Below are 26,197 nucleotides of genomic sequence, written 5' to 3' on the forward strand. Positions count from 1 at the left end.
AGGCGAGTGCCGTGCAGTTCACCTACTCCAGCGCTCCCCTCACCGCTGTCCCGGCGTGCTTCGTGTGATCCGACCGGGAGCGCTCTTCGCAGCCTGTTTCCCGGAGGAATCCCCATGACCGATCTGGTCATCCGTACGCTCGACGAGAGCGACGCCCACCTTTTCGACGCCCTGCCCGACCCGCTGGGCGCGGGCGAGGCACACCGCACCACCGTGCACCGGCCCGACTGGAAGCGGGTGGCCCTGCGCGACGGCCGGGTCGTCGCGCGCGGCGCCTGGTGGGGCGGCCCCGACGACGCGGAGCCGATGCTCGTCAACTGGTTCGACGTGGCCGACGGGGAGGAGGAGGCGGGAGCCGAACTCCTGCGCTCCGCCCCGTGGCAGGTCGAGCTGGAGTTCAACCTGCCGGCCGGCTGGCGGGAGAACCCGGCCGTGCGCCCCGCCGCCGACACCGCGTTCGCCGCCGCCCGCGCGGCCGACTACGACCTCCTGGTCGAGCGGTACCTGTACCGGTGGACGCCGGAGTGCGGGCTGCCCGATCGGCCCGGACGGCTCGTCTTCACCCCCGAGCCCGACGACGCCGTGTTCTTCGACGCGCTGCGCCGCATCCATTCGGTCACGCTGGACGCCCATGCCCTCAAGGCGATCAAGGAGGGCGGCCTCGATCAAGCCGCCCAGGAGGAACTGGACTTCTTCCGCTGGTGCCCCTCGCCGCGCGAGTGGTGGCAGGTCGCGCGTACTCCGGAGGGCGAGCCCGTGGGCATCCACATCCCGGCCCGCAACCAGACCTCGCCCGTCATCGGCTTCATCGGCGTCCTGCCGGAACACCGCGGCCACGGCTACGCCTACGACCTGCTCGTGGAGTGCACGCACTTCCTGGTCGAGCAGGGCGCCGAGTTCGTCAGCGGCGCCACCGACCAGGGGAACTTCCCGATGGCCGCGAACTTCACCAAGGCCGGCCACCCGGTGGTGCGGGAGCGGATCGACTTCCACCTCCCTGGCGCGACGACCTGAGAGGGCTGACTGTCAGTGCCGGATGACATGCTGATCCGGCACTGACAGTGACGGCGTACGGAGGCACGGTGGGATTCGACGGCACGGTGTGGCACATCCGCAGCGGTGACGAACCGGTCGGGGAGATCGCGATCGACGACGCCGACTTCCCCTGGCTGTCGGGCCGCTTCACCCCGGGTCCCGGCTATGCCTCCGTGCGCGACCTCTTCGCCCGCGAACTCGCCCTGGTGGCGCGGGTCGACGAGGAGGTGGAGGAGTGGGAGGCCGCCTACGACGAGATCCGCAGACGCGTCTCCCTCTCCTCGCCGGACGGACCCGTGGCCGAGTTCCTGCTGCACATCGAGGGGGACCGGGCCTGGTTCCGGTGGAGCGACGAGCCGCTCGAGGAGTGAGGGGCCGGTCTCAGCCGCCGTCGTTCAGCAGGGCGTCGGCCTCGGTGAGGATCTCGGTCACGCGCAGGCCGAACGCCGCGTCGCACGGGTGCGGGTGCCCGGTGCGGGCGGCGGCGAGCAGGGCGTCGGTCGCCCGGACGAAGGCCGACACCACCCCCTGCGTGCTCGCCGGAAGACGGGTCACCCCGGCCTCGCCGCGCAGTTCCACGGCGGCCCCGGAGGCCGCCGACGGCGCGGTCAGGCTCAGCGTCAGCGTGCTCGACGCGCCCCCGGCGTGACCGAGGACCAGATGCGCGGTGTCACCGGGACCGTGCGCGGCCGCCGCCACCTGCCGCACGTCGCCCAGCACCGGCAGCAGCACGGACAGGGCATGCGGGCCTACGTCCCACAGGGCGCCCTTCTCCCGCCGCCACGGCGAGTTCGCGAACGGGCTGTCGCCGCCGCTGAACACCGCGCCCAGCCACTGCGCGTGCGCCGTGAACCAGCCCTGCGCCGCGCCCTGCTGGGTGATCCACTCCTCGGTCTCCGGCTGGAACCGGGTGGTGAAGAACACCACCGACGCGACCCCGGCCGCCTCGGCCGCCTCGACCACCGCCCGCCCCTGCTCCACCGACGTCGCCAGCGGCTTGTCCAGCAGCAGATGACACCCCGCCCGCGCGGCCCGCACCGCCAGCTCCGCCTGCACGGCCGGCGGCAGGGCGACGGCGACCGCGTCCACGTCGGCGAGGAGCGCGTCGACGTCGTCGTAGGCCCGGATGTCATGGCGGGCGGCGAGATCCTTCGCCGCGTCCGGGCGGCGGCCCCACACCCCGACGAAGTCCACCTCCGTGTGCTCGCCGAGCGCCGGGGCGTGGGCCAGCTGCGCCCACGGGCCGGTGCCGAGCAGTCCGATGCGCATACCGTCGCCTCTCCACGCTGCCGTCACGGTTGACGATCGAGCGTGTCACACCGACCCGGGCCCCGAGCAACCCGGCCCGCGCCCGGCACGGCCGGAACCGTGCGCACGAGACCGGTGAACTTGCCGGTCCCCGGCGCCGGGCCGGGCGCCCACAGTGGCACCGCCAGCCCAACGGCGGTCCCTGGCTACTCCCCAGCCAGCCGTCCGCCACGACAGAGAGGACCACCCCTCGTGCAGGTCCACCCCCACGTCCAGCCCCGCAGGACCGGAAGACTCGCCGCGGCCGCCACGGCACTCGCCGCGGTTCTCTCACTCGGCACCCTCGCCGGACCCGGCGCCCACGCGGCGGACAACCCCTACGAGCGCGGCCCCGCGCCGACCAACGCCAGCATCGAGGCGTCGCGCGGCTCGTACTCCGTCTCCCAGACGTCCGTCTCCTCCCTCAGCGTCACCGGGTTCGGCGGCGGCACGATCTACTACCCGACGAGCACCAGCGACGGCACCTTCGGCGCCGTGGCGATCTCACCCGGCTTCACCGCCTACGAGTCCTCGATCGCCTGGCTGGGCCCGCGCCTGGCCTCGCAGGGCTTCGTGGTGTTCACCATCGACACCAACTCCACCGTCGACCAGCCCGACTCCCGGGGCCGCCAGCTCCTCGCCGCGCTCGACTACCTGACGCAGCGCAGCTCGGTGCGTGCTCGCGTCGACAGCACCCGGCTCGGCGTCATGGGCCACTCCATGGGCGGCGGCGGCAGCCTGGAGGCCGCCAAGACCCGTCCCTCGCTGCAGGCGGCGATCCCGCTGACGCCGTGGAACACCGACAAGACCTGGCCCGAGCTGACCACACCCACGCTCATCGTCGGTGCCGACGGCGACACGGTCGCCTCGGTCTCCAGCCACGCCGAGCCGTTCTACAACAGCCTGTCGTCCGGCCTGGACCGCGCCTACCTCGAGCTGAACAACGCCTCCCACTTCACGCCCAACTCGTCGAACACGACGATCGCGAAGTACAGCATTTCCTGGCTCAAGCGGTTCATCGACAACGACACCCGCTACGAGCAGTTCCTCTGCCCGCTGCCGCGGCCGAGCCTGACCATCGAGGAGTACCGGGGCAACTGCCCGCACACCGGATGACCTTGTGCCCCCGCACGGCCGCCGCCCGGAAACTCTGGGCGGCGGCACAGTCCGTTCACCGCTCGTATCGCACCGAACCGCAGGTCACACCGCCGATCCGGGCGGGAAGCGGAATCTGCGGACGGCTTCCGTCCGGCGTTACGCGCAAGTAACCTCCCGTGAATGAGCGGTGACAGGAGCGTGCGGGCGACACAGCGCGGACGAGCCGAACTCGCCCGTGGAAGGGCGCAGTTGGCCGATGGGCCCGTTGATGACGCCCGGGAGACCCTGCTGGTGGCCGCGTCCTTGCTGACGGCCGAGGAGCCGGAGCAGGCGGAGGCCGCGCGGCTGGCCGCCGTGGACGCGGCCTGGGCGGGCGGCGACGTGGCCGCCTGTCTGAAGGTCCTGGAGGAGCCGGCCGAGGCCGGCTCGGTCCTCGGGGACTACCGCGCCGGGATGCGGGCCCTGCTGGAGCTGCGCCCCGACCTGGCGGTGGGACCGCTGCGGCGCGTGATCGACCGCGCGGACGACCGGCCCGAGCACCAGCTGCGCTCCGCGACGGCCGCCCTGCTGCTCGGGGACGTCGTCGCCGCCCGCCGGGCCGGCGCCCGTGCCCTCGCCGTGGCCCGGGACTCCCCGTCCCTCCAGGCCCGGGCCCTGGAATACCTCGCCTACGCCGAACTGCGCGCCGGACGGCACGCCCAGGCGCGCGCCCACGCGGAGGAAGGGGTGCGGACCGCGTACGGGGCCGGGCGGCGCAACACCGCCGCGAACCACCAGGCCATGCTGGCGCTGGCCGCGTCGATCGTCGGGGAGACGGCCACCGTCGCGGGCCATGCCACGGCCGCGCTGGCCACCGCCCGCCGGCACGGCCTCGCCCAGGCGGCGACGCTGGCGGAGTGGGCGGTGGCCCGCAACGACCTGGGATGCGGCCGTCCCCTCGACGCCGCCGACCGGCTCGGGCCGCTGGTGCTGCCCGGTCTACGGCGCGGCCATTTCGCCGTCTGGATGCTCGCCGTGCCCTGTTTCGTGGAGGCGGCGGTGCTGGCCGGGCGGCCGGAGGACGCGCGGGCGGTCGTAGCGGATTTCGCCGCGTGGGCCGCGCTGGGAGCCGATCCGCACGCGCCCGCCCAGCTCGCCCGCTGCCGTGCGCTGCTGGCGCCCGGGGACGAGGCCGACGAGCTGTATCTGCGGGCGCTGGCCCTGCACGACGGCACCGGCGGCGACTTCGAGCGGGCCAGGACCGAGCTGCTGCACGGCCGATGGCTGCGGCGCCGGCGGCGGCTGCGGGAGGCGCGGCTGCGGCTCGGGGGAGCGCTGGTGGGGTTCGAGCGGTGCGGGGCGCGGGCCTGGGCGGAGCAGACGCGCGGGGAGCTGCGGGCCAACGGGGCCGCCGCCTGCGAGGGGGCGGGCGGCGGGCTGGCGCGGCTGACGCCGCAGCAGCTGCGGATCGCCCGCCATGTCGCCGAGGGCGCCACCAACCGGGAGGTCGCGCTCCGCCTCGCGGTCAGCACCCGCACGGTCGACTACCACCTGCGCAACGTCTTCGCCACGCTCGGCGTGCGGTCCCGGATGGAGCTCGCCCGCATGATCGATCAAGAGGCCGGTGAGGGCCGACGTGCGGATCTGTGAGAGGTGGGCGGAAAAAGAGACGTGCACAACCCTAGGGACCGACCGGACGGTATGTCATCCTTCACGGCAGGACGAGTCGGGCGGCCGCCGCCGCCGTACGGGCGACGCGGGCGACCGGACACCGCAGAGTCTCCCGGCACGGGCGCACCGCCGGGAGTCCGAGGTTTGTGGGAGGACCGCGATGCATCCTGCCGTACGGACACGCGCGATGATCAGGACCGGCCCGGTGCCTGTTCCGCAGCCGCGGACCGGGCGGCGCGGCCGGTCATTGATCGACGCCGACGCGTTGCGTGTCCTGCACCGGGCCGCGCGCAGCCTGCTCGACGACCTGCCGGACCTCACCGAGCACCTGGTGGGTCTGATCCAGGAGCAGGAGACCGCCTACCGGACCGCGCTGGAGTGCGACTACGCGGGCACCTGGCAGGAGGTGCACCGCTCGCTGCGGCACAGTGTGCTGTCGCTGCTCGACCCGCGCGGCAACCGGGACGCGGCACGTCGCTGCTCGTGGAAGATCGGCGTGCGGCGGGCCGAGCAGGGCGTGCCGCTGGACGCCCTGCTGCACGCGTTCCGGCTGGGCGGGTCCCTGGTGTGGCAGCGGCTGGTGGAGGAGACCTCCCGCACGGCACCCGAGGACGTACGGCTGCTCGTCCATGTCGCGACCGACATGTGGAACTTCGTCGACGAGCACTGCACCCTCGTCGCGGACGCCTACCGGCAGGCCGAGCGGCAACTGGCCTGGCGGCGCGAGAACCGGGTACGGCTGCTCGCGGCCGCCCTCCTCGACGGCACCAGCCGCATCGCCGATCTGCCCGAGACCGCCGAGGGCCTGGGCCTGCCGGAACACGGCCGGTACGTCGTCGTCGCGGTCGCCGGCGGACGGGCCCCGGGACCCTCGGGCACCCGCGCCGCCGCCGTCCCGCCGAGCACGCGCGTGCACTGGCACACAGGAGTGGAAGTGGACTACGGCATCGTCCTGGTCGGCGACGAGGATCCGGAGGGCGGCGACGACCCGCTGGAGGGCCTGGAGCTGGCCCCGGGCAGCAAGGCCGGCGTCGGCAGCGTGGTCACCGGCCTGGCCGCCGTGGGTGACGCCCGGCGCCTCGCGGATCTCGCGCTGAGCATCTGCCCGCAGCAGGGCGGCACGATCCGGCTGACGGAACACCTTCCCGAGGCCCTGGTCGTCTCCTGCCCCGAACTCGGCGCGACCCTCGCCGACCAGGTCCTCGGCCCGGTGCTGCGCCTGGAGCCCGCCGACCGGGACGTCCTGCTGGACACCCTGGCCGCCTGGCTGGCCTGCGACGGCTCCGCCCAGCGTGCCGGCGAACGCCTCTACTGCCACCGCAACACCGTCCTCAACCGCCTGCGCCGATGCGAACAACTCACGGGCCGCTCCCTGGCCCGCCCCCTGGACGTGGTGGAAATAAGCCTCGCCCTGACAGCCCGCCGCCTGCTGCGCTGAAGGGGGTACGGCTCAGCGGCTGAGGGCGGCGGGTTCGGCGGGTTTGGTGGGTCCGGCGGGTTGGTGGGTTCGGCAGGTCGGGCAGGTCCGGTGGGTCGGCGGGCTCGGCAGGCCCGGCGGTTCCGGCAGGTCCGGCAGCCGAAGCTGACGTCCGCGCGGGCCGGGCATGTCCAGCAGGTGAAGGAGACGTCCGCTCCGGCTGGTGAGCCGGGCGGCCGGGGAGCGGACCGCTGCTCGGGCCGGGTATGTCCGGCGGCCGGGGGCAGGACTCTGCTCCGTCCTGGGCCGAGCGGCCGGGAAGCAGCCTCTGCCCCAGCCCGGTAAGTCTGCAGCCGGGGAGCAGTCCTCTGTTCCGACCCGGTGGGTGGGGCGGGCGGGGAGTGGTCCGCTGCTCCGGCCTGGTGAGTCCGGCGCCGGGAATCGGACCTCTGCGCCAGGCCGGTATGGCGGACAGCTGGGGAGCAGTCCCCAACCTGGTAAGTCCGGCAGCCCGGGGGCAGGCCTCTGCTCCGGGCCGATAGGTCCGGTAGGCAGGGAGCGGACCTCTGTTCCGGCCTGGTGGGTGGGGCGGGCCGGGGAGTGGTTCGCTGCTCCGGCCCAGTAAACCCGGTGGCCGGGGAGCAGTCCTCTGTTCCGGCCTGGCGGGTCGGGCGGCTGGGGTGCGGACCGCTGCTCCGACCCGGTGAGTCCGGCGCCGGAGAGCAGGGCCATTGCCCGGCCCCGGCCCCGGAAATCTGCAGTCGAAGGAAGGAGGCGTCTGTTCTCGGCCCGGAACGGCGGGGAACTGGGGAGCAGCCCCCAGCCCGGTAAGTCCGCAGCCCGGGGCAGGCTCTGCTTCGGCCCGGTATGACGGGCAGCCGGAGAGCAACCCCCAGCCCGGTATGTGCGGCAGCCCGGGAGCCGGCCTCTGATCCGGCCCGGTATGTCCGCAGGCAGGAAGCGGCACTTTGTTCCGGTCGGGTATGTCCGGCGCCGGAAGCGGACCTCTGCTCCGGCCCGGTACGGCGGGCAGCCGGGGAGCAGTCCCCAGCCCGGTAAGTCCGGCAGCCCGGGGCAGGCCTCTGCCCCGGCGCGGTAAGACCGCCAGCCGGAGCAGACCTCTGCCCTGGCCCAGGAAACCCGGCAGCCGAAGCAGACGCCTGTTCTCGGCCCGTCGGCCGAAGCCGTCCCCGCGCCCCGTTCCCGCCTGCCGGAACAGGCCCCGGCCCGGCCGGTGTCCGTACGCGCCGCCCTTGCGCGGTCACTGGCACCGGACGTTGCCGCCCTTGCGCGGTCACTGGCACCGGACGTTGCCGCCCTTCCGCGGCCACCCGCTCCGGCCCCCGGTCCCCTCCGCGCCGCTTCATCCGTTCTCACCGGCCCTGCCTACCCGGCCCCCCGCCCCGGAACCCCCACCGCCTTCTCCCTGGGCACCCGCACAAGCCCTGACCGCCCCGGTTGGGACCGCGCAGCGAGCACGCCGGAAGACCTGTTCCGCGCGCCCGCGCCCGTGCTGTCGTGAGCTCCCCTTCCCCGAAAGCCCCGTGCCCGTTCCGGCACGGATCCGAGGAGCCGTGATGCCCGAAGCACCACCGGACGAGGAGCCGGCCCTGCACGTCGAAGCACTCGACGTGACCTACGGCCGTGCCCTGTCCGCCCTTCGTTCCGTGTCGCTGACCGTCCCGCACGGCGGCGTCGTCGCCCTGCTCGGCGCCAACGGCGCGGGCAAGACGACCCTGTTGCGGGCGGTGTCGGGCACCCTGCGCCTGCACCGCGGCGCGGTCACCGCCGGCCGCATCCGCTACGGCGCCACGGAACTCGACGGCCGCGACCCGGTCGCCGCGGTGCGCGCCGGCGTCGTACAGGTCCCGGAGGGCAGGCGGGTGTTCGCCGGGCTCACGGTCGACGAGAACCTCCGCACCGGCGGCCTCGGCCTCGGCCGCCGCAGCCCCGCCCTGGTGCGCGAGTCCCGGGACCGGGTGTTCACCCTGTTCCCGCGGCTCGCCGAACGCACCCAGCAGGCCGCCGGGCTCCTCTCCGGCGGCGAGCAGCAGATGCTCGCCATCGGCCGCGCTCTCATGGCCGCCCCGCGCCTGCTCCTGCTCGACGAGCCGTCCCTGGGTCTCGCCCCGCAGATGGTGGCCCGGATCGCGGACGTGGTGAAGGAGATCAACACCCAGGGCACCGCCGTGCTCCTGGTCGAACAGAACGCCGGTATGGCCCTCTCCCTCGCGGACAGCGCCTACGTCCTGGAGGTCGGCGAGATCCGGCTGTCCGGGCCGGCCGACGAACTCGCCCGCACCGACGCCGTACGCCGTCTGTACCTGGGCGAGACCGCCGACGGTCAGGGGGCCGCGTGAACGACCGCACCACCGCACCGCCCGTGCTCGCCGTACGGGACGTCACCGTCCGGTTCGCCGGACTCACCGCCCTGGACGACGTGTCCTTCACGGTCGCCCCGGGAACCGTGCACGCCATCATCGGGCCCAACGGCGCCGGCAAGTCCACCTGCTTCAACGTGCTCTCGGGCCTGTACCGCCCCGCCTCCGGCACCGTCAGCCTCGGCGACACCGAACTGACCCGCCTCGCCCCGCACCGCATCGCCGCCCTGGGCGTGGCCCGCACCTTCCAGAACATCGTCACCACCGAAGGCACCGTCGCCGACAACCTGATGCTCGGCCGGCACATCCTGTCCCGCGCGGGCTTCACCGCCAGCGCGCTGCGCCTGCCCAGTGCCGTGCGCGAACAGCGCGAGCACCTGGCCAAGGCCCGTGAGATCGCCGAACTCACCGGCCTCGGACCGCACTTCGACTCCTCGGTCGCGCTGCTGTCCTACGGCGACCGCAAACGCGTGGAGTTCGCCCGCGCCCTCTGTCTGGAGCCCAGTGTGCTGCTGCTCGACGAGCCCGTGGCCGGCATGAACGCCGCCGAACGGGCCCGTACCGCCGAGACGATCCGCGCCGTGCGCGCCGAACTCGGCCTGTCCGTGGTGCTCGTGGAGCACGACATGGGGCTGGTGATGCGGCTCGCCGACGAGGTCACCGTCCTCGACTTCGGCCGCGTCATCGCCCACGGCACCCCCGACGAGGTCCGCCGTGACCCCGAGGTGCTGCGCGCCTACCTCGGCACCGAGGCCACCGAGTCCACCGAGTCCACCGGGGAGGACGCGGCATGACCGGCTTCCTCGACAACGTCCTCAACGGCCTCGCCCTGGGCTCCGTCTACGCCCTGGTCGCGCTCGGCTTCGTCATCATCTTCAAGGCCTCCGGCGTCATCAACTTCGCCCACGGCTCCCTGCTCCTGCTCGGCGGCTACCTCACCGCCGTACTCCACGACGACCTCGGCTTCGCCGGCGCCCTCGCGGTCGCCGTGCTGGTCACGGCGGGCGTGGCCGGGCTCATGGACCGGTTCCTGCTGCAGGCGGGCGGGCAGGACGCACACACGGCCCATGTGCAGACGATCGTGACCATCGGCGTCGACATCGTCATCCTCACCGACCTGTCCCGCCGCATCGGCGGCGACCTGCTCTCCCTCGGCGACCCCTGGGGTGACTCGGTCAGCGGCCTCGGCCCCATCACGGTGGCCGACAGCAGGCTCGCCGCGATCGTGGTGTCCAGCGTCGTCATCGGCGGCGTCTTCGCGCTCTTCCGGTACACCAACTGGGGCCTGGCGCTGCGGGCTTCGGCGGAGGACATGGAGGCGGCGGCGCTGATGGGCGTACGGCTGGTGCGGATGCGCACCCTCGCCTGGTGTCTGGCGGGCGGACTCGCCGCGCTGGCCGCGGTGTTCCTCGCCGCGTTCCCGGCCCCCGGCCTGGAGCGCACGACCGGACAGATCGCCCTGAAGGCCTTCCCGGCCGCCATCCTCGGCGGTATGGCCTCGCCGCCCGGCGCCCTCGCCGGCAGCATGCTGATCGGCCTGACCGAGGCGCTGGTCGCCGGTTACCAGTCCGATCTGCACGTCCTCGGCGAAGGGTTCGGCGATGTCGCGCCGTACGCCGTGATGGTCCTCGTCCTTCTGGTGCGGCCCAACGGGCTGTTCGGCGCGAAGGGAGCGGCCCGTGTCTGAACTGCTGCGCCGCTACCGCGTCTGGACCGTCCTGCTGGTCGTCCTGCTGTGTGTGCTGCCCTTCTACCTGGACGCCTTCTGGCTGCGCATCGGTCTGTTCTCCATGGCCGCCGCCGTCGGCGCCGTCGGCCTCGGGCTGCTGGCCGGCACCGCGGGCCAGCTCTCCCTCGGCCACGCCTTCTTCCTCGCCGTCGGCGCCTACGGCTACGTCTGGCTGGCCGGCGAGCCTGGTCCCGGGCTGCCGCCCGCAGTCGCCGTCGTCCTCGCGGTGCTGCTCGCCGGAGCCGCGGGCGGTCTGTTCAGCCCCGTGGCGGGCCGGGTGCGCGGCATCTACCTGGGCGTGGCCACCCTCGCCCTGGTCTTCCTCGGCCACCATGTGCTGCTCACCGCGGACTCGGTCACCGGCGGCTTCAACGGCCGCTCGGTGCCCCCGCTGGAGATCGGCGGCTTCTCCTTCACCGGCTCCGACCCCGACCTGACGGTGATGGGCATCCCGTTCGGCGCCGAGGAACGGCTGTGGTACCTGGGGCTCGCGCTGTTCACGCTCACCTGGTTCACCGCCCGCGGCCTGCGCCTGGGGCGCCCCGGCCGGGCCCTGGTGGCGCTGCGCGACAGCGAGACCGCGGCCGCGGTGATGGGCGTGCACGTCGCCCGCTACCGCTCGGCGGCCTTCGTGGTCTCGTCCATGTACGCGGGCCTGGCCGGGGTGATGCTCGCCCTCGCCTTCCGCCGCGTGGTCCCGGACTACTTCTCGCTGGCCCTGTCGGTCGACTACCTCGCGATGATCGTCATCGGCGGGCTCGGCTCGGTGGCCGGAGCCACCGCGGGCGCCGTCTTCGTCACCGCGCTGCCCCTGCTGATGACCCGCTACGCCGACCAGTTGCCCCTCGTGGCGGCCCCCGGCACCACCGACGGAGCGGTCGGCCCCACCGAGGCGGCCCGCTACCTCTACGGAGCGGCGATCGTCGTGATCCTGCTCTTCGCCCCCGACGGCCTGCACGGCCTGGTCCGGCGCACCCGCGCCCGGATCCAGCGCCGGCGGGCCGCACCCAAGGACGCGCACCCCGCGACCGAGACCCCTTCATCCGCCTCAGCTGTACGAGCCAAGGAGCCGACACCGTGAATCACCCCAAGCACCGCACCAGGACGGTTCTGGCCGCCGCCGCGACGGCCCTGCTCCTCGCGGGCACCGGCTGTAGCTCCAAGGGGGACGGCGACACCGCCGCGGACGGCGCCGACGGCGTCAAGGCCGGGCCCGGAGTCACCGACAAGACCATCAAGCTGGGCGCCCTGACCGACCTGACCGGCCCGTACGCCACCCTCGGCAAGAGCATCGTGCAGGCCCAGCAGATGTGGGCCGACGAGACCAACGCCAAGGGCGGCATCTGCGGCCGCAAGGTCGAGATCGTCGTCAAGGACCACGGCTACGACGTGCAGAAGGCGGTCACCGCCTACGCCGACATAGCCCCGGACGTGGTGGCGATGCCCCAGGTCATCGGATCCCCGGTGGTCTCGGCGCTGATCGACGACATCGAGCAGGACGAGGTGCTCACCTTCCCGCAGGCCTGGGCGGCGTCCCTGCTCGGCAAGGACTCCGTGCAGGTCCTGGGCACCACGTACGACATCGACATGATCGCCGCCGTCGACTTCCTCACCCGCACCAAGGGCCTGGCCAAGGGCGACACCATCGGCCACGTCTACTTCGAGGGCGACTACGGCGCGAACGCCCTGGAAGGCTCGGAATGGGCCGCGAAGAAGGCCGGGTTGAAGGTCGTCGGCCAGAAGATCAAGGCCACCGACACGGACCTGTCCGCGCAGGTCTCGGCGCTGCGCAAGGAGGGCGTGAAGGCGATCCTGATCAGCGCCGGACCGGCTCAGACCGCCTCGCTGGTCGGCGTCGCCGCCTCCCGCGGGCTGAAGGTCCCCGTCGTCAGCAGCGCCCCGGGCTACGCCCCGCAGCTGATGAAGACGCCCGCCGCGGCCGCCCTGGAGGCCATGCTGAACGTGGTGAGCGCGGCCCCGGCCGTCAGCGCGGACATACCCGGCGTGAAGAAGATGGTCGCCTCCTACCAGAAGAAGTACCCGGGCGCGCTCGTCGACTCCGGTGTGCTCTCCGGCTACAACGCCGCCCAACTCATGGGCATGGACCTGAAGAAGGCCTGTGAGGGCGGCAGCCTCGCCCGGGCGGACGTGGTCGCCGCGCACCGCGCGCAGAAGAACGCCGACGCCGGTCTCGGCACCGCGCAGGACTTCTCCGACGTGACGAAGCCCGCGAGCCGTTCCGCGTACGTGCTCAAGCCCGACGCGAAGGCGGTCGGCGCGATGGTGATCGCCGAGGAGGCCAAGGAGGTGCCCGGAGCGGAGGAGTACCTGTCCTCGAAGGGTTCCTGACCCTCCGTCAGCAGCCTTCGGCCCGCGGTGCGGCACCGGCACCGCGGGCCGAGGTGCGTGCCGGCCCGTTCAGGCGCACGATCGAAATCGGGGGTTCCTGCCGGGACGGGGACGCGGTCCCGTGAAGCGGCGGACAGCCGCCGGGCATCGGCACCGTTCACCGCGGGACGGTGACCGCCACGACCCCGGAGACGGTTCCCGGCTTCGTGGGTCACCCGCGGTGCCGATGTCCACGGCCGTTGCATCGCCCTGGCCGGGAGCGGAGCACCCGAGGGGACCAGCGCGATGGAGATCGACGTGGACAAAGCCGTGCTGCGGACGACGGTCACCCACCATCTGCTCGCGCAGGGTCTCGCGTACCCGACCTTCTACCGCCGCCTGTTCACCACCTTGCGGGTCGAGCCGGTCACGGTCGCCGAGCTGGCCCGGGACGGGGGTTGGGGACGCCTGCCCCGAGGCAGCGGTCCCGCAGCTCACCAAGTGGGCTTCGCGACGCTGCCGTAGAGGCGGAACAGTCCGGTGAGGCGGCCGAGGGTGGTCAGGGAGGCGTCGACCGGCCCAGGGATGGGGAGAAAGCGCTTGCGCAGACGATCATCCCGCACCCTGGGAAGGAACACCGCCCGTGGCCTCGCCGCTGGAAAAACCGCTCGACCACCGCTACCGGGGCGAACACCCCGTCCGCACCCTCGCCTACCTGCTCCGCACCGACCGCCGCCGACTCGCCGCAGCGGTCGGCGTGTTCACCGTCAAGCACAGCCCCATCTGGCTGCTGCCGCTGGTCACCGCGGAGATCATCGACACCGTCGTCGAGCACCACCCGGTCAGCCGCCTCTGGCTGAGCACCGGCCTGATCATGTTCATCCTGCTGGTCAACTACCCCCTGCACGTGCTCTACGTCCGCCTGCTCTACGGCAGCGTCCGCCGCATGGGCACCGCCCTGCGCTCCGCGCTGTGCACGCGGATGCAGCAGTTGTCCATCGGCTACCACTCCCGGGTCAGCGCGGGCGTGCTCCAGGCCAAGGTCGTCCGGGACGTGGAGACGGTCGAGCAGATGGTGCAGCAGACCGCCGAGTTGGGGCTCGGGGCGACCACCGTGCTCGTCGGCGGTCTCGTCATCATCGGCATCCGCACACCCGAGTTCCTGCCGGTCTTCCTGGTCGTGGTGCCCGCCGCCGCACTCGTCGTCGCCCGCCTGCGGTCCCGGCTGCGCACCCACAACGAGCACTTCCGCCACGAGGTCGAGACGCTCTCCTCACGGGTGACCGAGATGACCCGGCTGATCCCGGTCACCCGTGCCCACGGCCTGGAGGGCAAGGCCCTGCGCCGCATGGACGGCACCCTGCACCGGCTGCTCACCTCCGGGATGCGGCTGGACCTGGTCAACGGCCGGTTCGGCTCGCTGTCCTGGGTGGTCCTCAACGTCGTCGGCGTCCTGGTCCTGGCCGGCGCGGCCCTGGTCTCGTACTACGGCGTCTGGGGCGTCACCCCCGGCGACGTCGTCATGCTCAGCGCCTTCCTGACCACCCTCACCAACTCCACGACCACACTCGCCGGTCTCGCCCCCGTCATCACCAAGGGCCTCGAATCCGTCCGCTCCGTCGGCGAGGTGCTCCAGGCGCCCGAGCTGGAGGACAACGAGGGCAAGAAGGAAGTCACCGCCCTGCGCGGCGCCGTCACCTTCGAGCAGGTCGGCCTCGCCTACGACGACGACGGCCGGGCCGCGGTCCGCGACGTCACGCTGTCGGTCGCGCCGGGCGAGACCGTCGCGCTGGTCGGTGCGTCCGGCGCGGGCAAGTCGACCGTGCTCAACCTGGTCATCGGCTTCATCCGCCCGACCGCCGGCCGCATCCTCCTCGACGGCACCGACATGAACACCCTGGACCTGCGCACCTACCGGCGCTTCGTGTCGGTCGTCCCGCAGGAGTCGATCCTGTTCGACGGCACGGTCCGCGAGAACGTCGCCTACGGCATGGACGACGCCGACGAGGAGAGTGTGCGCGCGGCCCTGCGGGACGCCAACGCGCTGGAGTTCGTCGACCGTCTCCCGCAGGGCCTGGACACGCTGGTGGGGGAGCGGGGGGCCCGGCTCTCCGGCGGGCAGCGGCAGCGCCTGGCCATCGCCCGCGCCCTGATCCGGGACCCCAGGGTGCTGATCCTGGACGAGGCGACCTCAGCGCTGGACACCCGCTCGGAGGCCCTGGTGCAGCAGGCGCTCGCCCGGCTGATGCGCGGTCGCACCACCTTCGTGGTGGCGCACCGGCTGTCCACCGTGCGCGGCGCCGACCGGATCGTGGTGATGGCCGACGGGCGTATCGAGGAGATCGGCACGCACGAGGAGCTGCTGCACCGGGGCGGCGCCTACGCGGCGCTGCACAGCGGGCAGGTGGCCTGAGGGGCCGTATCGGCCCGCTAGCAGGGGAGGTCAGGCCGCGCTGCTGCGGGGGACGCGGTGCGGGCAGGTCCGGTCGTGGTCGCTGCCGAGGCTGGTCCACCAGCGTTCGCAGCAGGCGCCGTCGAGCTCGGCGCGCACGATGTGCTCGGCGGCGTCCTCGTCCGGCCCGGTGAACGGGTCGGACACCGCCCGTCGGGCCCACTGGGCCAGCGCCCGGTGCTGGTCGCCGATCACGCTCTCGCGCACCACCCCGATGAGCGGGACGATGCTGGCGGCCGCGAACAGGCAGGCGGCCCACATCGGCCCGTACTCGTATTCGAGGACCGCGGTCCAGGCGAGCCCGGAACTGGTGGCGATGTAGAGGGCGGCGAGGAGCCGGCTTGTGCAGTTCATGCGCGTACACCGTCCGTGGTGAAGGGGGATGCCCCCTGTCCAACGGCCCGCGGCGCCGGACGACTCGGGTGATTTTCCGCCCGGCCCCCTCGAACTGACGTCAGGTACCCGCCCCCACACGGGTCGACTTGGAGTGGAAGGCGGCGCGATAGGCGTACGGGGTGGTGCCGACGACCTTGCGGAAGCGCTCGCGGAACGCGGTGGGCGAGCCGAAACCGGCCTGCTGTGCGATGCGCTCGACGGAGTGGTCGCTGTTCTCCAGCAGGTACTGGGCCCGCCGTACCCGGGCCCGGAGCAGCCACTGCAGCGGTGTGGTGCCCATCTGCTCCCGGAAGCGGCGGCTGAAGGTGCGCTCACTCATCCCCGAGCGGGACGCCATCGCCGCCAGGGTGATCTCCTCGGAGAGATGGTCCTCGATCCATTCCAGCAGCGGCTCCAGGGTCGAGCCCCGGGGGACGGGCGGGTGCTCGTGCACGATGAACTGGGCCTGTCCGCCTTCCCGTTCGAGCGGCATCACGGACATCCGGGCCGCGTTGGCGGCGACGGCCGAGCCGTGGTCCCGGCGGATCATGTGCAGGCACATGTCCAGGGCGGCGGCTGCCCCGGCGGAGGTGAGGATCTGGCCGTTGTCGACGTACAGCACGTCCGGCTCGACCCGCACCCGCGGATAGCCTCGGGCCAGCAAGTCGGTGGCCACCCAGTGGGTGGTGGCGCGCAGTCCGTCCAGCAGTCCGGCCTCCGCGAGCACGAACGCGCCCACGCAGACCGACGCGATGCGGGTGCCGTCCTCGGCCGCCCGGCGCAGCGCGGCGATGACCCGGTCGGAGGGCGCGGGGGCTCCTTCGGCGCGGCCCGGCACGATGATGGTGTCCGCGTCCGCCAGGGCTTCCAGGCCCCGGTCCACCCGGAGGGCGAAGCCGCAGTCGGCGCGCACCTCCGGGGTCTCGGCGCACAGGCGGACCCGGTAGGCGGGGCGGCCGTCGGGCAGCCGCGTCCAGTCGAAGACCTGTAGGGGCGCCGCCATGTCGAACGGCACCACGTCGTCGAGAACCAGGATCGCCACCGTGTGCATGACGGCCACCCTAGGCGGATTCCCGCCGGGAGCACGAGCCCAGGTCAGCGGGGTGCCGTAGGCGAAGGCGCAGGACGGAGGTGTTGGCGGGAATCCGTTGGAAGCTGTCATTTCCGCCTCTGTGCGATCACTCGGGCGTCTCCTAGCGTGGCCGGGTACCCCCGCACCCCCGTGGACCGGAGACGGACGCCCCCTGATGACGAAGTTCCTGCTCGCCCTGCACGTCCTGGCCGCGATCGTGGCCATCGGCCCGGTCACCGTCGCGGCCAGCATGTTCCCGCCCGCCGCGCGCACCGCCCAGGAGGGCAGACTGAACACCGTCCGGCTGCTGCACCGGATCTGCCGGGTCTACTCCGGTGTCGGCCTGACCGTTCCCCTGTTCGGATTCGCCACCGCCGCCGCCATGGGTGTCCTCGGCGACGCATGGCTGATCACCTCCATCACCCTGACGGCGGTGGCCGCCGGCATCCTCGTCGCGTTCGTCCTCCCCCGTCAGGATGAAATCCTCGAGCAGCTCGCCGCGGACCAGGCCGTGGAGCGGTCCGGAACGGCCCGACTGGCCATGTTCACCGGCGTCTTCAACCTGCTGTGGGCGACCGTCACCGTCCTGATGATCGTGCGTCCGGGCTCCACGACAGGCGCCTGACCGTCGTCAAGCCCGATCCCGGAATTAGCACCCCCGTGTGCCCGGGCGCCTACACTCGGCGGTCGTGCTCATGTGGATGGGCCACGACACGAAAGGCGCGTTGACGGGTGTTCCAGGATTCCCCCATTTACGACCGACTGATCTCGGAGCGCGGCGACGTTCCCCTACAGGTGCGTCGGGAGGCCGAACGCGTCAGCAGGGAACTGGAGTTCGTCATGCAGCCGCTGAACTCCTTCGGTGCCCCGCCGGTGGAACGGCAGCCCCACCCGGGCGCCGGCTGGCAGCGCTCCGCCCTGCCGCCCGGGCAGCTCTGACTCAACAGGCCGCGGAGTTGACGGCGTTGAGCCGCGCGGGCCGGGGCGGAAGGGGCCGGGACAGCCACTCGGCGATGGTCCGCGCGATCGGCTGGCCCGTGTCCACCTCGACGAACCCGAACTGGCCGGACTGGTTGCACTCCAGGAACCACCAGGTCCCGTCGCCGTCCTCGACGAAGTCGAAGGCGCCGTAGGCCAGGCCGGCGTCCCGCAGATAGGCCCGCACGCTCTCGGCGACGCGCGGCGGCACCTCGGCCGGCTCCCAGGGGGCCGTGGACGAGGAGAACCGGACGTCCACCTCGTCCGGGTGCGCGTCGGCCCCCACCGGCTTACGGGCCACCAGCAGCCGCTCGCCCACGGCGGTCAGCCGGATGTCGGCCCGCTTGGCGACGCGCCGCTGGAGCAGGGTCGGGCCGAAGGCGACGGCGGAGAAGTCGGCGTCCGGGGGGACCCGGCTGGTCGGCACCGCCCGGGGCGGGTCCTGCGGATGGGCACCGGAGACCGGCTTGACGACCAGGTCCGGATAGCGGTCGGCGAACTCCCGGGCGGCCTGCGGGAAGGTCGTGATGAGCGTGGCCGGCACCGGCAGCCCGCAGCTCTGGGCCAGCCGCAGCTGCCAGGGCTTGTGCCGGGCCCGGTGGGCCGCGTCGGGGTCGTTCATCCACCGGGCTGCGCTGGAGCGGAGCATGCCGTACAGCGCCTGCGCGGACTCCTCCGTCAGCCACGGCGACGGGCGTGCGGCACGGGACGCCGGGACCCCCGGCCTGCGCACCCACACCGAGCGCAGCCCGTCGAGGCTCACCAGCCGTCCACCGGACGACAGATGGCCACGAAAGGCACCGTGCACGTACTCCCCGGACAGCGCGGCTCCACCGGTCAGGTCGGCGGGGTCGAGCCGGACCACCGGCACCGCGCAGGCGTTGAGGTGCACCACCACCATGTCGGCGGTGACGTCCTCTTCGGTGGTGAGAATCAACACGGTCATCGTGGCGGGTTCCGCGTTCAGTCGTCGAAGTGCGTCTTCGAACCCGCCGTGGACGTCGTCGTCCCCAGCTCCTTGAGCAGAGCGTGGTCGCTGGCGGCGATCCGCCCGTCCAGGAGAACGTTCAACTGCAGTCCGGAGTCGTAGGCATAGACAGCGTTGACCTCCACATCCGCTGCCGGACGTGCGTAGTTGAGCGCGAACGGTTGCATCGTCTCTCCCTCGCCGGTGCTGCTTCGATCAAGCGAGCCACCCACCCTGGGACGTCGCCTGGTCCGCCGACTTCCTTCGGCTTCCACCCACTTATACGAATCGAACGGGTGATTGGTTTCCTTACTCTGCGTCACCATCGCCGGGGCGAGTCCCCGACGGCCGCTCCCGGCGGGCCCGTTGGGCGCCGCCAGGTTCAGGCGGCATCACCGCGCCGACCGGCCCCCGAGGGCTCGGAGAGGGCCTCGGGACCACGCCGGTCGACGGACCCGCGCATGGCGCGCAGGGCCAGCAGAAGTACGCCGATGTCGTCCAGGTACACCGGATCGGGCAGGAGATCGGCCGGCAGGACGAAGTACGCCAGGGCGCCCCAGAACGCCCAGCGCGGCCCGGTCGGCAGGCCCGCGCGCCGCAGCCGGCGCCGGGTCCGCACCAGCCGGACCAGCACCGTTACGGCCACGGCCAGCAGGACGGCCGCGAGGATCGCGGCGACGAAGAGCACCGTTGTGGTCGAGTCCACCGACTCCTCCTCACCTCTCGGGCGTGCGCCGGGCAGCTCGGGCGCCCGCGTCTCCTGACGGATTCCCCCCTCCGGCGCGGCTATGGCCCGCGCGAGGCAACCGGAGCAATCGCCCGTCCGCCGAAGCGGTGGTGAGGGTGACTCATACTCCCGGCCCACCCCGGTGGCGGGCCGGTTCGGCAACACCTAGTAATGGAATCCGTACAGCCGCGTGTCGCTTCGGGGGCGCAGCAGCGGCAGCGCACCCTTCCCTGGAGCCGAGGATGACTACCCCCTCTTCATCGCCCAGCCCGTACGAGTCCGACATAACGCCCACCGAGCCCGAACCTCACGGCGACGACCCGGTCGGCAGCCTGGTGCACGCCGCCGTGGCCGACCGTCCCGTGGAGGAGGTCGCCCAGCTCATCACCCTGCTGGAACGCTCGCCCGAGCACGCCCGGGCCACGGTCGAAGCCCTGCGCGCGGTCGGTGTGGACCGGTCCGTGGAGGATGTGACCCGGCTGGTCGACCTGCTGACCAGGCCGCCGCGCGCCGCGGACGGGGCCGACGAGACGATCCGTGCCGCCGCCGAACAGCGGTCGCTGGACGACGTGTCCCGGCTGGTGGCGCTGCTGCACCGCACCGACCTGGAGCCGCACTGCGGCCAGGAGGCGGTCCGTGCGGCGGCGACCGGACGCCCGGTCGAGGAGATCGTCGAGCTGATCCGGCGGCTGTCCGAGGAGTGCGACAGCCCGCCGACCATCGACCAGCCCGTGCTCGACGCGTCCGTGCCCGAGGAGCCGGCCGCGGAGGCCGTGGCCCCCAGACGGGTGACGCCCCCACGCCCGGCCGGACCGGCGAACGAGGCCCCCGCCTGGCCCGGCCGGATCGCCGTCGGCGCCCTCGTGGTCTGTGCGGCCGCCTACTTCCCGCTGTACCGCGACGGCGCCTCCCTGCCCGTCTACGGACTCGCCCTCGGCATGTCGGTGGCGTGTCTGGCGGTGGCCCTGCTGCTGACCCTGCGGATCACCGTGCCGGTCCTGGCCTGCGGTGTCCTGGTGCCGGCGGTGCTGGCGGCGGCGCAGCTCCTCGCAGGGCAGCTGCCCCCGGGGGGCCTGTCCCGGGCGCTGGAGCTCACCCTCGCCCCGGTCTGGGCGGCCGGATTGGCCGCCGTCTTCGCGTCCCTGGCGTCCCTGGTGGCCCTGCTGGTGCATCTGGCGGTGCCGCCACCGGCGCGGAGGCAGGCGCCGGCACCGGAACGGGGCGCGGTCACGTCCGCGGCGGAATGAGCGTCAGCCGGCCTCGCTCCCGCGCGTCGGCGGCCGCTCCTCCTCCCGCGCGGGGTCCGTACCCGGCCGCAACGCCAGGGCGGTCTCCTTGAGCCGCCCGAACGTGCGGGTCAGCTGCTGGAGCGGCGAGTCGGGCCCCGGCCGCTGCTCGGGCAGGGCGCCGACCACCTCGCGGTAGGCGGCCAGCGCCTCATGGGCCTGCTCGGCGGCCTCCCGGTACAGGTCGCGGGAGTTCGTCATCGCCTCCAGCGCGTCCGCGTACATCGCGACCAGGGCACGCTGGCGGGCCAGCTCCTCCTCGACGGTGAACAGCCGCCACTGTTCGCGCAGCGCGGTGACGGCCTCCTCGGCGCCGTCCGGGAGGGGCCGCGGCAGCGCCGCGAACCGGGTGACGGCGGCGAGGAGCTCGGCCGGTTCGGAGCCGTCGAGGAACACGGTGCGCACGGAGAACCGGTCCGTGTCGTACTCCGCGGGGACGGGGGAGCCGGGCAGCACCACGGCGCCGCCCCTCGGCACCTGCGCACCGCAGTCCCGCAGCGCCCAGTTCACCACCCGCAGCTGGTGCGGGGCGGCGCGATGCTCCACCACCCGGTGCCGCAGCCCCGGCGGCAGCATGCCCGCGAGCGGGACGAGGCCGCGCTCGTCGGGGGTCATCGCCTCGTGCACGACGACATGGACGGCCCAGCCGTCACGGGCGGCGTCCTTGAGCAGGCGCCGGACCGCCTTGTCGTCCTGGGGGAGGGGGTTGAGGGCACGCAGGCGACCGCCGGTGACCGGGTCCCGGTCCCAGTCCGCGTCCGCGTCCTGCGGCCAGAACATGGCGGCGGGCGACGGCCAGTGCAGACCCCAGGGGCGCTCGGCCTCCGCCACCAGCAACCACGCGTGGCCGTCGCGGAGGGTCAGCCGGGCCCGTACGGTCACCGTGTCCTCGACCCGCCAGCGGGCCTCGAAGACCTGCTCGCCCTCGATGCGGGCCTCGGCGGGTTCATGGAAGTCGTCGATGCCGCCGCCGTCCTTGTGCCGTTCCAGACACGCGCGGACCACCTCCCCGGCGGCGGATCCGGCGTGGTGGCCGTGGGCCAGCCACACCGTGGGCGGAGTCGGGGGGCGCACGTTCGGCGAGCTCAGCATGAGTCCTGGGGGCGACGGGGGCAGGTGTCCGTCCAGTATCGATGCCGCAGGCAGTCATCTGTCACCGGGGGTGCGCACACGGGGTGTGCGCGGACCGCTCCGGACGGGTGGCCTTCACCCGTGGCCGGATCCGGCCCGGGTGGTGAAAATGGCCGGTGCGCAGGGCCCGCCCACCATCCGCATCGGGGCGGGCCCTGCGCGCGGCGGATCAGCCGTGGTACTTGATGTACCCGTTGCCGTCGGGGTCGGAGCCGCGCCCGTGGGCTTGTACAGGTCAATCGTGTCCTTGTCGTTGTTGCAGATGAAGCTGCAGTTGCCGCGGTAGACCACGTTGTCGGCGTCGCTGCCGTGACCGCCGCGCAGCTTCACTCGTCCTTGACGACATAACCCATGAGGTCGACCTTTTTGCTGTACGAGCAGTTCGTGATCTCCAGGTACTCGGCCTTGGAGTGGTCGCTGCCCGGGGCGCCGTACGGGACGCCCCGGATCTTCAGCGTCGAGGTGTACTCGGTGGCCGGGGCCGGCCCGGCGGCGAGGGCGCCCTCGGCGGCGGCCGTCGCGATGAGCAGGCGTATGCCCGCAGGCGAAGGCGGAATTACTCGGCCCGGGGAGTCAGCAGGGCGTGCAGCAGGCCCGGGAAGGCGTCCTCGAACTCCTCGCGGCGCAGTGCGTTCATCCGGGACGTGCCCACGTAGTACTGCCGGATCAGGCCCGCCTCGCGCAGTACGTGGAAGTGGTGGGTGGCGGTGGATTTGCTGACCGGCAAGTCGAAGGTGCCGCAGGCGAGTTCCTGGCCGCCGGTGTACAACTCGGCGACGATCCGCCGCCGTACGGGATCCACCAGCGCCTCCAGCACCTGCTGAAGGCTGACCGCCCGGATGTCCGGATGCGCGGGAATCCGCTCGCGCCCGCCTCGCCGTGTCACCGTCATCGCCTCTCGACCTCCGCCGCACATCGTAGGTCACAGAAGTTCGGTGTGCATCGAAGTTTGACAAGCATCGTACTTTCGGTTTGGGTGAGGCGGACGGTGAACCACCGGGCCGGATGGGGGAGTTGGCGATGGTCAAGGCGGTACGGTTCCACGAGCTCGGCGGGCCCGAGGTGCTGCGCGTGGAGGATGTGGGCGTGGCGGACCCCGGGCCCGGGGAGCTGCTGGTGCGGGTGGAGGCGATCGGCCTGAACCGTGCCGAGGCGCTGTTCCGCGGCGGCCACTACATCGAGCCGGTCGAACGGTTCCCGGCCGGTCTCGGCGCGGAGGCGGCCGGCGTGGTCGAGGCGGTCGGCCCGGGGGTCACCGGGTTCCCGGTCGGTGCCCCGGTGAGCGTGGTGCCCGCCTTCTCGATGAACGACTACAGCGTCTACGCCGAGCGCGCGGTCGTCCCCGCCGACGCGGTCCTGCCCCGCCCGCCCGGGCTCGGCGCGACCGAGGCCGCCGCGGTGTGGATGCCCTTCCTGACGGCGTACGGCGCACTGGTCGAGGTGGGCGGGGCGCGCGCCGGGGACACGGTCGTCCTGACCGCTGCCTCCAGCAGCGTGGGCCTGGCGGCGATCCAGATCGCGCGCCGGGTGGGCGCGGTGCCCGTCGCGACGACCCGCACCCGGGCCAAGCGGGAGGCACTGCTGAAGGCGGGCGCGGCCGAGGTGATCGTCACCGGGGAGGAGAGCGTCGTCGACCGGGTGCGCGCCGTCACCGGCGGCCGGGGCGCCGAGTTCGTCCTCGACGCCGTGGCGGGCCCCGGCATCACGGACCTCGCCAGGGTGGTGGCCCCCGGCGGAACCCTCTTCGTCTACGGCGCACTGAGCGGCGAGGCGACCCCGTACCCGGGGATCGAACTCGGCCTGCCCGCACTGAACATGCGCGCCTACACCGTCCTGGAGACCACCCGGGACCCGCTCCGGCTGCGCCGCGCCGAGGCGTTCGTGGCCTCCGGCCTGAGCGCCGGCGCGTTCACTCCGGCCGTGGACCGGGTCTTCCCGCTGGAGGAGATCGTCCAGGCGCACCGCTATCTGGAGGCGGGCAACCAGGTCGGCAAGATCGTCGTCACCGTCGACCGCTGAGCCGCCGCCGGGGCGTCAGTAACGCTGGGCCTTGGCGATCTTCGCTGTCAGGCGGGGCTCGGGGGGCTTGCGGCTGATGGCCAGGGGCTGGGCCCGCTCGCCGGGTCCGAGGTCCTCCGCACCGACGTAACGGGTCTCCACGACCTTGCCGTCAGAGTCGCTGAAGTCGACCTGGACGGCGTAGGAGGCCGTCTCGTCCGTGCTGTTGGTGATGTTGACGACGACGGCGAGCAGCCCGCCGGTCTGGGCCCGGGGCTTTCCGGTCAGCGAGACGTCCGCGGTCGCGTTGCCCCGGCCCTCGACGTCCTCCAACTGCTCCCTGGCCGCGGCGTTGGCGCGCTCGACCTCGGCGGAGACGGAGGCCTCGAACTCGGAGGCGCGGGCCGAGGCGGAGGACGCCGCGGCGGAGACGGACGCCTTGACGGACTCGGCGAGCGAGGCCACGGCGGAGGGCGGGGTGCCCGAGAAACGGGAGGTGTCCGGCGCCGTGGGCGTGGCGCTGGCCGCGGAACCGCTGTCGTCGTCGTCCGAGCCGCACGCCACGAGCGCGACGGCGCTCACTGCGGCGACGAGGACTCCGGCCAGTGCCCTGGTGGCGGGCCGCCTCGTCGTTCGAAGGGGACCTGTGCCCATGCCGGTGATCCTTCCCGTCGGACTCTCGCGCCCCCCGGCACATCGTGCACGACGCGTAGTCGGGCAGCCACTCGGCAGTGGCGCCCGGGAAGGACCAGGCTCTTTCGTCGTCGCGGCGCGAAGGGCGCGGGGCACTCAGGTGCCCCGCGCCCTTGCGGCGGTGAGGATCAGGCGCCGCTCTCGCGGAGCATGTCCTCCCGCTCGACGATCTTCACGCGCTCGCGGCCCTGCGGCTCGCCCAGCGCCTTCTCGGCGGCGTCCAGCTTGTACCAGCCCTCCCAGGTGGTGAAGCGGATCTCGCGCTCGGCGAGGAACGCCTCCACTGCCTCCGGGGCGGGCGCGTCCGGGGTCTGGAGCCGGCCGTGAGCGAAGTCGTCCAGCAGATTCGCGACCGTCTCGTTGGCGTCGCCCTTGGTGTGGCCGATCAGACCGACCGGGCCGCGCCGGATCCAGCCGGTGACGTACGTCGACGTCAGGTGCTCGCCGGTCTCCTGCATGACCCGGCCGCCCTCGTCCGGGACGGTGCCCGAGCCGATGTCCCAGGGCAGCTTGGGGAGCTTGTCGGAGAGGTAGCCGACGGCACGGTAGACCGCGCTGACGTCCCAGTCCTTGAACTCGCCGGTGCCCTTGACGTTCCCGGTGCCGTCCAGCTCCGTGCGCTCGGTGCGCAGGCCCACGACCTTGCCGTCCTCGCCGAGGATCTCCACCGGCGACTCGAAGAAGTGCAGGTACAGCTTGTGCGGGCGGTCGCCGACATCGCGGATCGCCCAGTTCTCCAGCGTCTTGGCGACCATGTCGACCTGCTTGTTGGAGCGGCGCTGCTCGATGGAGCCCGCGTCGTAGTCGATGTCCTCGGGGTTGACGATGACCTCGATGTTCGGGGAGTGGTCGAGCTCGCGCAGCTCCATCGGGGAGAACTTCGCCTGCGCCGGGCCCCGGCGGCCGAACACATGGATCTCCACGGCCTTGTTGGCCTTCAGGCCGTCGTAGACGTTGGCCGGGATCTCGGTCGGCAGCAGCTCGTCCGCGGTCTTGGCGAGGATCCGGGAGATGTCGAGCGCCACGTTGCCCACGCCCAGCACGGCCACCTTCTCGGCCTCCAGCGGCCAGGTGCGGGGCACATCCGGGTGGCCGTCGTACCAGGACGCGAAGTCCGCGGCGCCGTAGGAGCCGTCGAGTTCGACGCCGGGTATCTTCAGCTCGCGGTCGGCCATCGCGCCGGTGGAGAAGACCACGGCGTCGTAGAAGGCGCGCAGGTCGTCGAGGTGCACGTCGCTGCCGTAGGTCACATTGCCGAAGAGGCGGACCTGCGGCTTGTCGAGCACCTGGTGCAGGGCCGTGATGATGCCCTTGATGCGCGGGTGGTCCGGCGCGACGCCGTAGCGGATCAGGCCGAACGGGGCAGGCATGCGCTCGAAGATGTCGATGGAGACACCGGGCTCGGCGGCCACATCGGACTTGAGCAGCGCGTCGGCGGCGTAGATCCCGGCGGGGCCGGCTCCGACAATGGCTACCCGCAGGGGGCGGGGCATGATCAGGTTCCCTTCGAGCGATGACAAGCAACTCGACGGGAAGCCTAAGCTAAGGCAACCCTAAGTCGGTACGGGGGTCCGGTCTATGGGCTCATAAGCC

General features: G+C 72.8%; 25 protein-coding genes and 2 pseudogenes. 16 read left to right on the plus strand and 11 right to left on the minus strand.

What is annotated here, in order from left to right:
* Nucleotides 1–114 precede the first annotated feature (114 nt).
* Both ACWD11_RS16670 and ACWD11_RS16675 read left to right on the plus strand, forming a co-directional pair.
* Nucleotides 115–1,014 carry a GNAT family N-acetyltransferase gene (locus ACWD11_RS16670; RefSeq protein WP_451283678.1) on the plus strand — a complete coding sequence of 300 codons (900 nt, stop codon included), beginning with the start codon at nt 115–117 and terminating at the stop codon, nt 1,012–1,014.
* 68 nt (nt 1,015–1,082) lie between these two features.
* Nucleotides 1,083–1,406: a hypothetical protein gene (locus ACWD11_RS16675; protein WP_451283680.1), complete on the plus strand. Its 324-nt coding sequence runs from the start codon at nt 1,083–1,085 to the stop codon at nt 1,404–1,406.
* 10 nt (nt 1,407–1,416) lie between these two features.
* Here ACWD11_RS16675 and ACWD11_RS16680 read toward each other — a convergent pair whose 3' ends face one another.
* On the minus strand, nt 1,417–2,304 hold the full coding sequence (locus ACWD11_RS16680; RefSeq protein WP_451283682.1) for a Gfo/Idh/MocA family protein: 888 nt from the start codon (nt 2,302–2,304) through the stop codon (nt 1,417–1,419).
* A 231-nt stretch (nt 2,305–2,535) separates the two neighbouring features.
* On the opposite strand from ACWD11_RS16680, the gene bdeA reads away from it, so the two are divergent.
* The 10 genes and pseudogenes from bdeA (at nt 2,536) to ACWD11_RS16730 (ending at nt 15,338) form a co-directional block, all read left to right on the plus strand.
* A complete protein-coding gene (gene bdeA / locus ACWD11_RS16685) occupies nt 2,536–3,438 on the plus strand; it encodes a bis(hydroxyethyl) terephthalate hydrolase (protein ID WP_389417198.1) in 903 nt (300 codons plus the stop codon).
* Between the two features lie 186 nt (nt 3,439–3,624).
* Nucleotides 3,625–5,049: pseudogene (locus tag ACWD11_RS16690) on the plus strand (helix-turn-helix transcriptional regulator); the annotation flags it as partial.
* Nucleotides 5,050–5,230: 181 nt separating this feature from the next.
* Nucleotides 5,231–6,508: a PucR family transcriptional regulator gene (locus ACWD11_RS16695; RefSeq protein ID WP_389417199.1), complete on the plus strand. Its 1,278-nt coding sequence runs from the start codon at nt 5,231–5,233 to the stop codon at nt 6,506–6,508.
* Nucleotides 6,509–8,064: 1,556 nt separating this feature from the next.
* The gene (locus tag ACWD11_RS16700) at nt 8,065–8,847 is read left to right on the plus strand and encodes an ABC transporter ATP-binding protein (protein ID WP_389417200.1); all 783 of its coding nucleotides are present in this window, start codon (nt 8,065–8,067) and stop codon (nt 8,845–8,847) included.
* Nucleotides 8,844–9,662 carry an ABC transporter ATP-binding protein gene (locus tag ACWD11_RS16705; RefSeq protein WP_451283685.1) on the plus strand — a complete coding sequence of 273 codons (819 nt, stop codon included), beginning with the start codon at nt 8,844–8,846 and terminating at the stop codon, nt 9,660–9,662. Before ACWD11_RS16700 ends, ACWD11_RS16705 begins: the two co-directional genes overlap by 4 nt.
* Nucleotides 9,659–10,555: a branched-chain amino acid ABC transporter permease gene (locus ACWD11_RS16710; protein WP_389417202.1), complete on the plus strand. Its 897-nt coding sequence runs from the start codon at nt 9,659–9,661 to the stop codon at nt 10,553–10,555. The genes ACWD11_RS16705 and ACWD11_RS16710 overlap by 4 nt, the downstream gene beginning before the upstream one ends.
* Nucleotides 10,548–11,678, plus strand: coding sequence for a branched-chain amino acid ABC transporter permease (locus ACWD11_RS16715; RefSeq protein ID WP_389417203.1), 1,131 nt, complete (start codon nt 10,548–10,550; stop codon nt 11,676–11,678). Before ACWD11_RS16710 ends, ACWD11_RS16715 begins: the two co-directional genes overlap by 8 nt.
* Complete coding sequence (locus ACWD11_RS16720) at nt 11,675–12,946, plus strand: ABC transporter substrate-binding protein (protein ID WP_451283687.1); 1,272 nt, start codon at nt 11,675–11,677, stop codon at nt 12,944–12,946. Before ACWD11_RS16715 ends, ACWD11_RS16720 begins: the two co-directional genes overlap by 4 nt.
* Nucleotides 12,947–13,231: 285 nt before the next feature.
* Entirely contained in the window at nt 13,232–13,450 is a 219-nt protein-coding gene (locus ACWD11_RS16725; RefSeq protein ID WP_451283689.1) for a hypothetical protein, read from the plus strand.
* Nucleotides 13,451–13,568: 118 nt separating this feature from the next.
* Complete coding sequence (locus ACWD11_RS16730) at nt 13,569–15,338, plus strand: ABC transporter ATP-binding protein (RefSeq protein WP_451283691.1); 1,770 nt, start codon at nt 13,569–13,571, stop codon at nt 15,336–15,338.
* Between the two features lie 30 nt (nt 15,339–15,368).
* Here ACWD11_RS16730 and ACWD11_RS16735 read toward each other — a convergent pair whose 3' ends face one another.
* Nucleotides 15,369–15,731: a hypothetical protein gene (locus ACWD11_RS16735; protein WP_389417206.1), complete on the minus strand. Its 363-nt coding sequence runs from the start codon at nt 15,729–15,731 to the stop codon at nt 15,369–15,371.
* Between the two features lie 100 nt (nt 15,732–15,831).
* Nucleotides 15,832–16,803 (minus strand): GlxA family transcriptional regulator, encoded by a 972-nt coding sequence (locus tag ACWD11_RS16740; RefSeq protein WP_389417207.1) that lies wholly within the window; start codon nt 16,801–16,803, stop codon nt 15,832–15,834.
* Between the two features lie 196 nt (nt 16,804–16,999).
* On the opposite strand from ACWD11_RS16740, the gene ACWD11_RS16745 reads away from it, so the two are divergent.
* Together ACWD11_RS16745 and ACWD11_RS16750 are read left to right on the plus strand one after the other, a co-directional pair.
* On the plus strand, nt 17,000–17,449 hold the full coding sequence (locus ACWD11_RS16745) for a hypothetical protein (RefSeq protein ID WP_389417208.1): 450 nt from the start codon (nt 17,000–17,002) through the stop codon (nt 17,447–17,449).
* A 107-nt stretch (nt 17,450–17,556) separates the two neighbouring features.
* A complete protein-coding gene (locus tag ACWD11_RS16750) occupies nt 17,557–17,763 on the plus strand; it encodes a hypothetical protein (RefSeq protein WP_389417209.1) in 207 nt (68 codons plus the stop codon).
* A gap of 1 nt (nt 17,764) precedes the next feature.
* Here ACWD11_RS16750 and tgmB read toward each other — a convergent pair whose 3' ends face one another.
* From tgmB to ACWD11_RS16765, 3 genes are all read right to left on the minus strand, one after another.
* Nucleotides 17,765–18,748, minus strand: a complete 984-nt coding sequence (tgmB, locus tag ACWD11_RS16755) for an ATP-grasp ribosomal peptide maturase (RefSeq protein WP_389417210.1) — start codon at nt 18,746–18,748, stop codon at nt 17,765–17,767.
* A gap of 17 nt (nt 18,749–18,765) precedes the next feature.
* A complete protein-coding gene (tgmA, locus tag ACWD11_RS16760) occupies nt 18,766–18,957 on the minus strand; it encodes a putative ATP-grasp-modified RiPP (protein WP_389417211.1) in 192 nt (63 codons plus the stop codon).
* Nucleotides 18,958–19,151: 194 nt separating this feature from the next.
* Nucleotides 19,152–19,475: a YkvA family protein gene (locus ACWD11_RS16765; protein ID WP_389417212.1), complete on the minus strand. Its 324-nt coding sequence runs from the start codon at nt 19,473–19,475 to the stop codon at nt 19,152–19,154.
* 263 nt (nt 19,476–19,738) lie between these two features.
* Here ACWD11_RS16765 and ACWD11_RS16770 point away from each other — a divergent pair, with 263 nt between their 5' ends.
* A complete protein-coding gene (locus ACWD11_RS16770; protein ID WP_451283695.1) occupies nt 19,739–20,743 on the plus strand; it encodes a hypothetical protein in 1,005 nt (334 codons plus the stop codon).
* Nucleotides 20,744–20,746: 3 nt separating this feature from the next.
* On the opposite strand, the gene ACWD11_RS16775 is transcribed toward ACWD11_RS16770, so the two are convergent.
* The 3 genes and pseudogenes from ACWD11_RS16775 to ACWD11_RS16785 all read right to left on the minus strand — a co-directional run bounded on the left by ACWD11_RS16775 (nt 20,747) and on the right by ACWD11_RS16785 (nt 22,805).
* The gene (locus ACWD11_RS16775; protein WP_451283697.1) at nt 20,747–21,874 is read right to left on the minus strand and encodes a hypothetical protein; all 1,128 of its coding nucleotides are present in this window, start codon (nt 21,872–21,874) and stop codon (nt 20,747–20,749) included.
* Between the two features lie 208 nt (nt 21,875–22,082).
* Nucleotides 22,083–22,449: pseudogene (locus ACWD11_RS16780) on the minus strand (lamin tail domain-containing protein).
* Nucleotides 22,450–22,469: 20 nt separating this feature from the next.
* On the minus strand, nt 22,470–22,805 hold the full coding sequence (locus tag ACWD11_RS16785; protein ID WP_451283698.1) for an ArsR/SmtB family transcription factor: 336 nt from the start codon (nt 22,803–22,805) through the stop codon (nt 22,470–22,472).
* A gap of 128 nt (nt 22,806–22,933) precedes the next feature.
* Here ACWD11_RS16785 and ACWD11_RS16790 point away from each other — a divergent pair, with 128 nt between their 5' ends.
* Nucleotides 22,934–23,932: a zinc-dependent alcohol dehydrogenase family protein gene (locus ACWD11_RS16790; protein ID WP_389417471.1), complete on the plus strand. Its 999-nt coding sequence runs from the start codon at nt 22,934–22,936 to the stop codon at nt 23,930–23,932.
* Between the two features lie 15 nt (nt 23,933–23,947).
* Here ACWD11_RS16790 and ACWD11_RS16795 read toward each other — a convergent pair whose 3' ends face one another.
* Together ACWD11_RS16795 and ACWD11_RS16800 are read right to left on the minus strand one after the other, a co-directional pair.
* A complete protein-coding gene (locus ACWD11_RS16795; RefSeq protein WP_389417216.1) occupies nt 23,948–24,565 on the minus strand; it encodes a hypothetical protein in 618 nt (205 codons plus the stop codon).
* 167 nt (nt 24,566–24,732) lie between these two features.
* The gene (locus ACWD11_RS16800) at nt 24,733–26,097 is read right to left on the minus strand and encodes an FAD-dependent oxidoreductase (RefSeq protein ID WP_389417217.1); all 1,365 of its coding nucleotides are present in this window, start codon (nt 26,095–26,097) and stop codon (nt 24,733–24,735) included.
* Between the last annotated feature and the right edge of the window lie 100 nt (nt 26,098–26,197).

The organism is Streptomyces sp. NPDC002776 (genome assembly GCF_053592195.1).